13 protein-coding genes are annotated in these 11,056 nt (G+C 70.8%); 3 read left to right on the top strand and 10 right to left on the bottom strand.

The features are described from left to right. The first annotated feature begins 16 nt into the window (after positions 1-16). Genes D7V88_RS33260 through D7V88_RS33250 form a run of 3 tightly spaced genes read left to right on the top strand, consistent with a single transcriptional unit; the run spans position 17 to position 2,370 of the window. Positions 17-892, top strand: a complete 876-nt coding sequence (locus tag D7V88_RS33260; RefSeq protein ID WP_120544642.1) for an alpha/beta fold hydrolase — start codon at positions 17-19, stop codon at positions 890-892. A gap of 37 nt (positions 893-929) precedes the next feature. Next, positions 930-1,868, top strand: a complete 939-nt coding sequence (locus tag D7V88_RS33255; protein ID WP_120544641.1) for a proline dehydrogenase family protein — start codon at positions 930-932, stop codon at positions 1,866-1,868. Positions 1,869-1,917: 49 nt separating this feature from the next. Beyond that, positions 1,918-2,370: a hypothetical protein gene (locus D7V88_RS33250; protein ID WP_147448960.1), complete on the top strand. Its 453-nt coding sequence runs from the start codon at positions 1,918-1,920 to the stop codon at positions 2,368-2,370. An 11-nt stretch (positions 2,371-2,381) separates the two neighbouring features. On the opposite strand, the gene D7V88_RS33245 is transcribed toward D7V88_RS33250, so the two are convergent. The 10 genes from D7V88_RS33245 to D7V88_RS33200 all read right to left on the bottom strand — a co-directional run bounded on the left by D7V88_RS33245 (position 2,382) and on the right by D7V88_RS33200 (position 10,836). After that, positions 2,382-2,741, bottom strand: coding sequence for a cation:proton antiporter (locus D7V88_RS33245; RefSeq protein WP_120544639.1), 360 nt, complete (start codon positions 2,739-2,741; stop codon positions 2,382-2,384). Further along, positions 2,738-3,025: an MrpF/PhaF family protein gene (locus D7V88_RS33240; protein WP_120544638.1), complete on the bottom strand. Its 288-nt coding sequence runs from the start codon at positions 3,023-3,025 to the stop codon at positions 2,738-2,740. Before D7V88_RS33240 ends, D7V88_RS33245 begins: the two co-directional genes overlap by 4 nt. Before the next feature lie 11 nt (positions 3,026-3,036). After that, complete coding sequence (locus D7V88_RS33235) at positions 3,037-3,534, bottom strand: Na+/H+ antiporter subunit E (protein WP_158625212.1); 498 nt, start codon at positions 3,532-3,534, stop codon at positions 3,037-3,039. A gap of 61 nt (positions 3,535-3,595) precedes the next feature. Next, complete coding sequence (locus tag D7V88_RS33230; RefSeq protein ID WP_120544636.1) at positions 3,596-4,963, bottom strand: complex I subunit 5 family protein; 1,368 nt, start codon at positions 4,961-4,963, stop codon at positions 3,596-3,598. Further along, positions 4,963-5,328, bottom strand: coding sequence for a sodium:proton antiporter (locus D7V88_RS33225; RefSeq protein WP_120544635.1), 366 nt, complete (start codon positions 5,326-5,328; stop codon positions 4,963-4,965). The genes D7V88_RS33230 and D7V88_RS33225 overlap by 1 nt, the downstream gene beginning before the upstream one ends. Beyond that, the gene (locus D7V88_RS33220) at positions 5,325-5,768 is read right to left on the bottom strand and encodes an MnhB domain-containing protein (protein ID WP_120544634.1); all 444 of its coding nucleotides are present in this window, start codon (positions 5,766-5,768) and stop codon (positions 5,325-5,327) included. Before D7V88_RS33220 ends, D7V88_RS33225 begins: the two co-directional genes overlap by 4 nt. Positions 5,769-5,771: 3 nt before the next feature. After that, positions 5,772-8,060 (bottom strand): hydrogen gas-evolving membrane-bound hydrogenase subunit E, encoded by a 2,289-nt coding sequence (gene mbhE, locus D7V88_RS33215; RefSeq protein WP_120544633.1) that lies wholly within the window; start codon positions 8,058-8,060, stop codon positions 5,772-5,774. Positions 8,061-8,190: 130 nt separating this feature from the next. Beyond that, positions 8,191-9,072, bottom strand: a complete 882-nt coding sequence (locus tag D7V88_RS33210) for an AAA family ATPase (RefSeq protein ID WP_120544632.1) — start codon at positions 9,070-9,072, stop codon at positions 8,191-8,193. Positions 9,073-9,177: 105 nt separating this feature from the next. Next, positions 9,178-10,116, bottom strand: a complete 939-nt coding sequence (locus D7V88_RS33205; protein ID WP_120544631.1) for a protein kinase — start codon at positions 10,114-10,116, stop codon at positions 9,178-9,180. A 120-nt stretch (positions 10,117-10,236) separates the two neighbouring features. Further along, on the bottom strand, positions 10,237-10,836 hold the full coding sequence (locus D7V88_RS33200; protein ID WP_147448959.1) for a hypothetical protein: 600 nt from the start codon (positions 10,834-10,836) through the stop codon (positions 10,237-10,239). Positions 10,837-11,056 lie beyond the last annotated feature (220 nt).

Raw genomic sequence — 11,056 nt, 5'->3', positions numbered from 1 at the left:
TTGTTGAGGGCCTGCCATGCTTGATGCCACCCCCCCGTCGCCCCGCGAACGCACCCCGCCGCTGGTGCCGGATGTGGAAGACATCCAGCGCGGCTATGACCAGCTCCTGTGTGAAGAGCGGTGCATCCGGGGCACCCCGGTGCGACTGTTCACCTTCCCGCGGGGCAGCACGGATGTGTCGCGCACGGTGGTGTGTCTTCCGGGCCTGGGCGCCAGCGGCCGGTCCTTCGCGCCCATGGAGCCCCTGGCGCAAGCATACCGGCTGCTCTTGTGGACGCCGCCGCTCAAGACGCCCGCGACGCATACGCCGTTGCAGTGGAACCTGTCGGTGCTCAACCACCCGGAGGCACGGCTTCCAGAGCGCTTCGCGCTGGTGGGCTCCTCCTACGGAAGCCTGGTGTCCATCGCGTATGCGCTGGAGCACCCGGAGCGGGTGAAGGCGCTGGTGCTGGTGTCGCCGGTGGCCAGCGTGCGCCGGGTGCGGCGGCTGGCGCTGACGCTGTCCACGCTGGTGCGAGCGCCGGGGCCCCTCGCGTATGTCTTCGCGCCCACGGTGGCCCGGGTGCTGGGCGGCCGGTGGCTGCCTCCGGAGGGACGGGCGGAGATCGTCCGCGAGGCGCGGCGGCTGTCGTCGTTGGAGCTGCTGCGAAGGCTGCGCGACATCCTGGCCGCGGACTTCCTGCACCGGCTGGGGGAGCTGCGCGTGCCCACGCTCATCATCGAGGGCGGACGCGACCTGCTGGTGCCGCCTTCGGCCGCGCGGAGCGTGGCGGAGCACGTGCCCGGCGCGGAGATGGAATTCCTTCCGACGGCCAGTCACCTGCCGTACATGAGCCATCCGGAAGCGTTCAATGCCCGCGTGTCGGACTTCCTCGCGCGGCACCCGGACTGAACAGGCGTTATCTCTTCCAGCAGGGGATGACACCTTCATGACGACCGCCACCGACCAACTGTCCCGCTCCGCCCTGCTGTTCCTGTCGCGCCAGTCCAACCTGAAGGACGTGGCCACGCGGCTCAAACCCTTCCGCGAACTGGCCTCGCGCTTCATCGCCGGTGAGACGTTGGAGGAGGCGGTGGACGCGGTGAAGTCGCTGACGGAGCGCGGGCTGATGGCCAGCTTCGACCACCTCAACGAGGCGGTGCGCACGCCCCAGGAGACGCGCGACGAGGTGCGCCACTATCAACGGCTGCTCGCGCGCATCGACCAGGTGGGCGTGAAGGCCAACGTGTCGATGAAGCTCACGCAGTGCGGCCTGTTGTTCGACAAGGGGCTGGCGCTCCAGAACGCGCGCGCGGTGGTGGCGGACGCGGCGTCGCGCGACTCGTTCGTGCGGGTGGATATGGAGGAGAGCGCGGTCACCCAGGCAACCCTGGACATCGTCAGGGAATTGCACGCGGAGTTCGGGGAGCCGCACGTGGGCGCGGTGCTCCAGAGCTACCTGCGGCGCACGGAGGCGGACGCGAAGGCCCTGTGCGCCGAACGCATCCGCATCCGGCTGTGCAAGGGCGCCTACCTGGAGGGTCCGCAGGTGGCCTTCCCGGACAAGAAGGACGTGGACGCGAACTTCGTGCGCTGCATGCGCATCCTGTTGGACAGCGGCGTGTATCACGGCATCGCCACCCATGATGAGCGGATGATCGACGCCACGCTCGCGCACGCGGACCGTCAGGGCCTGCCGCGCGGGGCCTTTGAATTCCAGATGCTGTATGGCATCCGACGCGACCTGCAGGAGCGGTTGGTGAAGGAAGGCCATCCGGTGCGTGTCTATGTCCCGTATGGGAAGCACTGGTACCCGTATTTCATGCGACGGCTGGCGGAGCGTCCGGCCAACCTGTGGTTCGTGATGCGCAACCTGATGAAGGGATAGACCTTCAGGGCACCCTCCTGTCCCGGGGGCCATGAATACCTTCACGGACATGAGGAACCGATTCGCAGCCGCGTTGGTCGCCGGAGCCCTGGGCGGAGGCGTGTTGCGGGCGCTGGTGTCCGTGCGCAACCCCTCCCTGGGCCATCCTCCGCCCTATGCCGCCCGCCGCATCGCGCACCGGTTGGTGAGCCGCTTCCTGCGCCGGGACTTGAGCAAGCAGGAGGCGAAGGACTGGGCCTGGACGATGCGCGCCGTCTACGGCCCCCTGTTGGGGCTCGCCTGGGGCGTGGCGCGTCCTTCCGTGGCCAGGTGGCCCCTGGTGCCCCGGGGGCTGCTGCTGGGCCTGGGCGTGCTGGCCTTCGAACACGTGGCGTTTCCGCTGCTGCGCGCCACCGCCCCCATGAACACCTGGACGGGGGAGGAGCACGCCTGGCTCGTGGCGCAGACGGCCGTGTTCGGCGTGGCGACGGAAGCGTCGCTGCGGGCGCTCGCGACTCCCTGAGGGTCCGGCGCTCAGCGCGGCTCGGGCGGCTTCGGTGGAGGGGCCTTGCGCGCGAAGGGGTTGCGTCGGGTCGGTTCGTGGGCGGTGTCGGGGCGTCCCTCCGCCAGCCAGGCGATGGCGTGGGCGGAGCTGGGGATGGTGAGCATCAGGAACGCGGCGACGAGCAGCCCCCGGAGGATGAGCTTGGGGTCTCCGGTGGAGAGCGTGGCGCCGATGACCACGAGCACCGCGCCGAAGGGCACCGCGCCCGCGGCGTGCACCCGCGTGAGCACCGAGGGCAGCCGGTACATGCCGATGATGGCGCAGGTGATGAAGAGCAGGCCCAGGGCCACCAGCGCGTTGGCGGCCCATTGCAGGAGCGCGAAGGTCATTGATGGTCCTTCTCTTCGCGGAAGGCACGGCCGTGGTGCAGGAAGCGCGCGCCGGCCACGGTCTGCACGAAGGAGAGCAGCGCGAGCACCAGCGCCGCGTCCAGATAGCCGGCCTCGCCGCGCGTGGCGCCATACAGCGCCAGCACCGCGCAGATGACCAGGCCCAGGGTGTCCACCGACATGAGCACGTCGGCGGCGGAGCGCTGTCGCGAGGCCAGCAGCACCAGCGTGCCCAGCAGGCCCACCATCCAGAGGATGGCCAGGGTGAAGAAGAACTCGTGCACCGCGCCCTCCCTTACGGAAACACCGCGCGCTGATAGCGCTGGTAGAAGTTCTCCTGCTGCTGGCGAAGCTTGTCCGGATCCGACGCGTCCAGCGCGTGCATGCGCATCACCCGGCGCTCCCAGTCGAGCTCCAGCAGCACCGTGCCCGGCGCCAGGGACATCACCCACGAGGACACCTGCACGCCTCGCGCGGTGCGCTCGCCCATGGGGACCTCGACCACCCCTGCGTGGTCCGCACGGTAGTTCCGGCCGAAGATGATCAACAGCACCTGGGTGCAACTGCGCGCCACCAGCACGACCAGGGCCCAGAAGAAGCGCGGCAAATGGAGCATGCGCCGCCAGCGTTCGTCCGGGTGCAGGTCCGGGGGTAGGCCCGCCAGCGGGAACAGTCGCATCACGCCCACGGCCAGCACGACGCCCACCGAGAGGTCCACAGGATGGAAGCTGCCCACCATCACCGCGTACAGCAGCGCCAGGGCCAGGGCCTGGGCGACGGCACGGCGGCTCATGACAGCACTCCCGCGCGGGAGGTGGCATCGCGTGGCCCTGCCATCACGACAGCACGGCGGCTCATGGCAGCACTCCCAGGCCCGCGATGGCATCGCGCCCCGCGCGCAGCAGGGGCTCTGGCCATAGACCCGTGGCCACCAGCGCCAGGGACAACGCGAACACCACCGCGCCCGTGCCCCGGTGCAGGGCCGCTCCCTCGCGCAGCCACTGTTCACGCTGATAGGCGCGGAAGAGGGCCAGCAGCGACAGGATGCTCGCCAGCACCACCAGCCCCGCGAGCCACGTGTGGCCCCGCTCCAGCGCGGCCCTCAAGAGCCAGGCCTTCGACCAGAAGCCCGCCGTGGGCGGCACGCCCGCCGTGCTGAAGGCCGCCACGGAATACGCCCTCCGCGCGCGCTCGCCGCCCCGGTCCTGCGCGAGGAACAGCGCGGTCTTGTCCACCGAACCGGCCAACGCGAGCGCCACCGCCGCGGCCAGTCCCTCCCGGCCTCCCAGCCCCAGCGCCGCGATGATGAGCCCCGCCTGCGTGATGGACGCGTACGCCAGCACCTCGCGCGTGTCGCGCCGGGAGAGCGCCAGCACGGAGCCGTAGAGGATGCTCGACGCACCCAATATCTCCAGCAGCGGACGGGCCCGCTCCAACACCTGCGGCATCACATCCGCCCCAAAGCGCAGCAGGCCATAACTGCCGATGTTCGCGAGCGCCCCCGCGAGCAGCGCCGCCACCGTGGGCCCCGCGTCCCGGTACACGGCCGGCGCCCAGAAGTGGAACGGGAAGAACCCCAGCTTCACGCCGAACGCGCACAGCAGCAGCGTCCCCGGCACGTCCAGCGCATACGGCGCCCCCGCCTGTCCCCACGCGACGATGGACTGCATGTCCAGCGTGCCCGTGGTCAGGTACAGCATCACCACGGCGGTGAGGAACAGCGTGGAGCCCATCAGGTTCACCACCACGAAGGTGAACGCGGCGCGCAGGTTGCGGGCCTTCTCGCCATAGGACGCCAGCGCGAAGGCGGCCGTCATCGCCAGTTCGAAGAAGACGTAGAAGTTGAACGCGTCGGACGTGAAGAACACGCCCGTGAGCCCCGCGCCCAGGAAGACCACCAACGAGGGGAAGCTGCGCGACGTGATGCCCCCCGCCACGTGTTCGTAGACGAGCGTGCCCAGCAGCACCGCCGTGGACACCAGCGTGTACACGATGGACAGCGGATCCGCGCGCAGGCGGATGCCCACGCCCACCGGCCAGTCCCCGGTGACGAACTCGGGCGGGTGCCCGCTCCAGGCCTGGGGCAACAGCAGCGCCGTGCACACCAGCGACGCCGCGAGGCTCGCGATGCCCAGCCACGCCACCCACGCGCGCCGGCCGTCCATGAAGGCCAGCACGCAGGCCATCACCCACGGCAGGAGCAGCGGTCCCCAGAGCGGCATCAGGGGCCCTCCTTCTCGGTGTCGTGCACGCGCTTCATTTCCGCTTCCACCAGCCGGTCCGTGCGCAGCGAGCCGTGAGCGCGCTGGGTGCGGTGCACCAGCGTGAGCAGCAGCGCGGACACCGCGAAGCCGATGACGATGGCCGTGAGCGCCAGCGACTGGAGCACCGGATCCGTCACCGGATAGCCCTGTGGCACGTTCACCGCCTCGCCGCGCTCCGCGAACGAGCCCGCGAGGATGAGCAACACGCTGGAGTTGGTGATGAGCACCGTGCCGCACGCCACCCGCACCAGCTCGCGCTCCAGCACCATGCGCACGCCACACGCGAACAGCAGGCCCACCACCAGGGATGCGATGAGGTTCATGGTCCTTCGTCCCCCTGGTTCGCCGTGCTGAGCGCGAACCGGTCGATGACCGTCACCACCAGGCCGAAGACGATGAGCATCAACCCCCCTTCGAAGATGAGCGCGGTGTGCAGGTGGAACGCGCCCGCGCCCATCCCGGGCTGTCCCGGACGCGGAAAGAGGCTCACCGGCGTGTAGCCCGCGAGCACGGGAAGGAACGCGGTGCCCACCACCAGCAGCAGGCCCACGCCCGCGAGCGGCGCCGCGTACCGCACCACCACGTAGCGCCGGGTCTGTTCCCGGCCCGTCACCACGTACTGCAACAGCACCGCGAGTCCCGCGAGCGCCCCGGCCGGGAAGCCACCGCCCACCTCGCCGCCGCCCTTCAGCCAGAAGGACAGCGCGATGATCAACGACGGCCACAGCAGCATGCGCGACAGGGGCGGAACGAAGGAGCGCATGGGTCAGCCCTTCCCCTTGAGCTTCAGGAGGCTGGTGACGCCCAGCAGCGCGGCCAGCACGACGCTCATCTCCCCCACGGTGTCCAGGCCCCGGAAGTCGGTGAGCACGGCGGCGACGACGTTGGGTGAATGCGCGGCCTCCGCGAGCTTCACCGTCTGGGTCCCCACGCGGTCGGCCTGGAGATGGGACAGCGCGCTCCAGCTCAGCAGGAAGGCGCTGGCCCCCGCGATGCCAGCGGAGATGCGGTCGCGGCCCCGGGGCTGCTGGGCTTCCTTCTGCGCGCGCTCCAGCCGCCGGTCGGGGAGCAGCGCGAGCAGGCCCGCGAAGAGCAGCGTGAAGGTGGTCTCCACCAGCACGGAGGTGAGGGCCACGTCGGGCGCGGCGGCGAAGGCGAACACCATGGCCAGGCTGAAGCCCACGCAGGAGATGAGCATCACCAGCACCAGGTGGTTGCGCGCGCGCAGCGTGGCCAGCGCCGCCGCGGACGCGAAGGCCAGCGCCATCACCAGCGTCACGTCCGCCCAGCCCACGCTGCCCGCGATGAAGCGGTCGCGCAGCGGCGTCACCCACAGCACCGTCATGCCCAGCAGGCCCGTGGGCACCAGCACCGACGCCACCCGGTCGCGCAGGTCGCGCACCTCCTTCTCGTGCAGCCACGTGGACAGCCGGTCCAACTGGTGCAGCAGCACCCGGTAGCCGTGCGCGGGGCCGACCTTCGACGTGCCCTCCAGCACGCGCGTGAGCATCGGGGTCCACGTCAGGCGCGTGGCGAACAGCGCCGCGCCCAGCGCCCAGGCCCCCAAGGCCAGCAGGTTCTCCGCGCGCGCATCCAGGTGGTACGCGAGCTCCAGCGAGGACGCTCCCCCGTGCACCATGGAGGCGGCAGCGGCGGCGCGGGAGGGCGCGACGAGGAGGCCCGGCAGCAGGCCGCCCACGAGCACCGACGCGGCGAGCACGACCACGGGAGCCACGAGCAGTCGGGGCGCGGCGGGCACGTCCTGACGCGGTCCTCCGAAGAGGCCCCACCACAAGCGCAGCGTGTACGCGAGCGTCAGGCCCGCGCCCACGAGTCCCGCCGCCATGAACAGGGGACCCTTCTCCACGAGCGCGTGGAAGAAGACCTCGTCCTTGAAGAAGCCCACGGTGAGGGGCAGCGCGGCGAGCCCGGCGGCGCCCACGGCGCTCGCGCCCGCGAGCACGGGCAGCGAGTGGCGCAGGCCGCTCACCTCGGAGAGCTTCTTCTTGCCCGTCACCTGGGTGATGGCGCCCACGGTGAGGAACAGGGCCGCCTTGCAGGGCGCATGGGCCGCGACGTAGAGCGGCGCGCCTTCCGACCCCAGCGCCACCAGCACCAGCGCGTAGCCGTACTGCGCGATGGTGGAGTACGCGAGCACGCGCTTGAACGGATCCGCCACCAGGGCCATCAGGCTGCCCACGGTCATGGACAGGAAGCCGATGGCGAGCAGCCCGTCGCGCACGGCCACCGCGGGCTCGAACAGCGGGTAGAGGCGCTGGAGCAGGAAGACGCCCGCGGCCACCATCGCCGCCGAGTGCAGGTACGACGACACCGGCGTGGGCGCGGCCATGGCGCGCGGCAGCCAGAAGTGGAACGGCACCTGCGCGCTCTTGCCCAGCGCGCCCACGGCCAGACACACCAGCGCGCCCGTGGAGGCGGGCTGGGTGGCGGCGCGCTCGAAGACGAGCGGCAGGGAGAAGGTGCCGTACTGGAGGCCCAGCGCCATCGCGCCCGCGAAGAAGACGACGGACGTGGCGCCGGTGAGCACCAGGGACAGCAGCGCGGCGGCGCGCGACTCCGGGTCATCGCGGTCGAAGCCGATGAGCAGGTACGAGACGATGGTGGTGAGGTCCAACGCGATGAACAGCAGCAGCAGGTCGTCCACGGTGACGAGCAGCACCATGGCGGCCATGAAGGACAGCATCAGGACCTGGAAGCGAACCTCGTCGCGAGCAGGCCGGCCCTCCTCCGCCAGGTGGTGCGGCATGTACGCACGCGAGTACAGGACGACGAGCGCGCCAACGGACAGCGCCATCGCGGCGTAGAGGCCGGACAGGCCATCCCGCGTGAACTCCAGCGACAGGCCCCACGTCGGCGCCCAGGGAAGCACGAGGCGCGCGGGCCCCAGCGTCAGCTCCCAGCAGAGCGCGGCCAGCGCGGCCACGGCACAGGCCGCCCCCACCCAGGCCGCGGCCCCTGGACGCCACCGGCCCGCGAAGTACGCGAGCGGCGCGCACGCCAGGGACAGCAGGATGGGAAGCACGAGGACGGGCATGGTGGGCGAAGAGGCCCACGTTAGGAGTGGCCCACCGAGGCAGGCACACAACCGTCGTCCCACTGCATGGAGCGTTCCCCCGCGGTCACTCGGGGTCCGGATGCCGTGCGATGGTGGACAGCGCAGGGCCCTACAGCGACTCCAGCAGCTCCCGGCATTCACGCCGCCAGTGCAGCGCGGGGGCCGGCACCTGGCGCACGCGCACGGAGCCGTCGGAAGGCTCGCGCGACAACAGGCGCACCTCTTCCGGGCGCACCTGCTCCAGCAGGTCCAGCGAATGCGTGGACAGCACCACCTGCACGGGCTGGCCTCCCGTGGACTCCCCGCGCGTCATCGCGCGCAGCAACTCCAGCACCTCGCGCACCAGCCCCGGATGCAGGGCGCGCTCCGGCTCATCCAGCGTGAGCAGCTCCGGCAGCGGCCGCTGATACGGCAGCAGCAGGAACGCCAGCAACCACAGCACCCCGTCCGACACATGCTCGGGGCCGAACCACACGTCCGGACTCCAGCGGTCCCGGAAGCGCAGCCTGAAGGAACGGTCCGCCAGGTCGCGCGCCACGTCCACCTCGGACACGGACGGCACGCGCCGCGTCAGCTCCTTCGAGACGGCCTCGCGCGTGGACATGGGCAGCGCCGCGAAGACGCTCGCGAGGTTGCCGCCCTTGCGCTCCAGCCACGTGGCCTTCGCGGAAGAGCCTCCCGCGCGCAGCGCCTCCATGCTCAGCGCCAACTGCTGCGTGGAGTGTCCCTGCCCCGGCAGCGTGTCCATCACGTTGAACGGATACACCACGCCCGTGCGGTCACCGTGCGCGTACGTCCACTCGATGGAGAGCGGCCGCGATTCATCCAGACGCCAGAAGTCGGTGGGCTCGTACGCGAGCTGATGCTGGAGGCCCTCCAACACCGCCGTCTTCCCGGAGGCCGTGGGCCCCACCAGGACGGTCAACGGCTCCAGCGAGAGCCTCACGCCAAGCAGACACCGGAAGTGCTCGAAGTGGACGGATGAAATCACTCCCGGGAGCCTAACGGGCTCCCCCCAGGGGTCGTCCATTCCCTCTCTGGAGCTCCCGGCGGAGCCCACGCCCGCACGCTCCCGGGCACGGCAGGAAGGCGTCGCTCAGGACTTCAGCACGTGCGTCCGCACGGACACCGGCGCGGCCATCATCGACGCCGCCCCCACGTACGCATCCACCGGCGACAGCGGCCCCGCACCCGGCAACGCCGCCACCTCCCGCACCACCTCCGCGCCCGTGTGACAACACGCCCGCAGGTCCGCCTGGAGCCGCGCCCCCGTGTCTTCCTCCCGGGGCGCCTCCAACAGCAGCCGGCCCAGCACCTCCCGCAGCCCGGGAGACACCTCGCGCAGCCCCACCTCCACCTCCACCGAAGCCGCGGCCTGGCCGGTGGCCAGCTCCAACAAGACCCGCCCCAGCGCGCGCAGGTCCGTGTGCGCATCCAGCGGCACGTCCAGCGCCTCTTCCAGAACCGGCAGCGGCGCGACCTCATCCGGCCGGGCCGGCGCCGTGAAGCGCCGCAGCAACCGACACGCGGGGCGCAACCCGAAGTCCGTCAGCGTCACGTCGCCCTGGGGCCCCAGCCGGATGCGATTGGCGCGCACGTCCCCGTGCACCACCTTCGTCGCATGCGCGGCGTGCAGCGCACCCGCCACCTCCGCGCCCACGTGACACACGAACGCTTCCGACGGCCGCGCACCCCGTCCCGCCACCCGCCGCCGCGCCGTCGCGAGCGAACAGCCGGGCACGTAGTCCGACACCACCGTCAGCGTGTCGCGAGCGTCCACCTGGAAGCCGTGCAGCCGCGCGATGCCGGGATGCCGCAACGGCACCGCCCGCGTCAGCGCTTCCTCCAGCGGCTGTCGCGCCTCTGGCCCCAGCCCCGCCGCCAGCAGGTACGTCTTCACCACCAGGGGGTACTCGCCCCGCTGCCCCTGTTCCAGCGGCCACACCAGGGACACCCACTCACCCAGCGGTCCCCGCCCCAACGGATGGATGGGCGCGAACGCGGGCAGCCGGGAGGCGAACGGAAGCACGGACATGACGACCTCCAACCCAACACATCCAACGTGGGACGTCAACCCGACAGCCCCTACCCCACGGGTCCTGCCTGCTTCCAACACCCGGGCACGCGGCCAGGGTGTCGGAAGCGAAGCCTGCGACTAGAAGTAGCCGCCGACCGTCGTGGAGATGCCGATCGTCACGTCGTTGCCGGAGAAGTTGCCCTGGCTGCTGCCGAAGCTGAAGCCCCGGTCGCTGATGAGCGCGCGCATCTGGGGACCCGCGCCGACGAAGAAGTGCTCCGTCACGTGGAAGAGGATGGGCGCGTAGACGTCCAGGACGAAGGACACGTCGCTGTTGTCCGGGATGTGCCCGAAGTGGATGCCGAAGCCGACCTTCGGCCAGAACGACACGCGCTCGTTCAGGGGCAGGTTGTAGCCCACGCGACCCAGCACGCCGAGCCCCACGATGGTGGCGTCACCGAAGCCCAGCGCCAACTGCGCGGCGGCGCCGATCGACAGGTTCTGCTGGAGGAAGTAGTCCGCCGCCGGCTCCAGGTTGATCTGGAAGATTTCGTTGCCGGTGTTGTAGCCCAGGAAGCCCGACGCATCCTGGCTGATGACCAACTGGCCCGGCTGACCGAAGTCCGAAGCCCGGCCCGGATCGCTGTTCAGGTTGGGGGCTTCCGCCGCCACCGCGTTCGCCGACACCGCGAGACCCGCCACCAGCGCCAGCCCCGTCCACTTGTTGTTTCCACGCATCGAGCATCCCCTCACGTTCGCGCCCGGCCGACCCTTCCCGGTGCGCATGCGGGGCCCCTTCTAATCAAAGGCCGCCGCGATGCGAGGATGTTTTGCCGCTCGATGACACTTCCGGGTCACAACTCCATCTGCTGAACAGCGCCACGAATCCTGATCGCGGCCATCAGCGCGCCATGCGGGCCACGCTCCGGGCCCCCAGGGCCGCCCCGCCCAGCATGCT

Origin of the sequence: Corallococcus terminator, assembly GCF_003611635.1 — a bacterium.
GTDB classification, from domain to species: Bacteria; Myxococcota; Myxococcia; order Myxococcales; family Myxococcaceae; genus Corallococcus; species Corallococcus terminator.
Note: the sequence above shows the minus strand (reverse complement) of the source record. Positions and strands in the feature narration are given on the sequence as shown.

Coding starts and splice junctions, on each gene's coding strand:
- D7V88_RS33260 (WP_120544642.1), top strand. CDS start 17: ATGCTTGATGCCACCCCCCCGTCGCCCCGCGAACGCACCCCGCCGCTG.
- D7V88_RS33255 (WP_120544641.1), top strand. CDS start 930: ATGACGACCGCCACCGACCAACTGTCCCGCTCCGCCCTGCTGTTCCTG.
- D7V88_RS33250 (WP_147448960.1), top strand. CDS start 1,918: ATGAGGAACCGATTCGCAGCCGCGTTGGTCGCCGGAGCCCTGGGCGGA.
- D7V88_RS33245 (WP_120544639.1), bottom strand. CDS start 2,741: ATGACCTTCGCGCTCCTGCAATGGGCCGCCAACGCGCTGGTGGCCCTG.
- D7V88_RS33235 (WP_158625212.1), bottom strand. CDS start 3,534: ATGAGCCGCCGTGCCGTCGCCCAGGCCCTGGCCCTGGCGCTGCTGTAC.
- D7V88_RS33230 (WP_120544636.1), bottom strand. CDS start 4,963: ATGCCGCTCTGGGGACCGCTGCTCCTGCCGTGGGTGATGGCCTGCGTG.
- D7V88_RS33225 (WP_120544635.1), bottom strand. CDS start 5,328: ATGAACCTCATCGCATCCCTGGTGGTGGGCCTGCTGTTCGCGTGTGGC.
- D7V88_RS33220 (WP_120544634.1), bottom strand. CDS start 5,768: ATGCGCTCCTTCGTTCCGCCCCTGTCGCGCATGCTGCTGTGGCCGTCG.
- mbhE (WP_120544633.1), bottom strand. CDS start 8,060: ATGCCCGTCCTCGTGCTTCCCATCCTGCTGTCCCTGGCGTGCGCGCCG.
- D7V88_RS33205 (WP_120544631.1), bottom strand. CDS start 10,116: ATGTCCGTGCTTCCGTTCGCCTCCCGGCTGCCCGCGTTCGCGCCCATC.
- D7V88_RS33200 (WP_147448959.1), bottom strand. CDS start 10,836: ATGCGTGGAAACAACAAGTGGACGGGGCTGGCGCTGGTGGCGGGTCTC.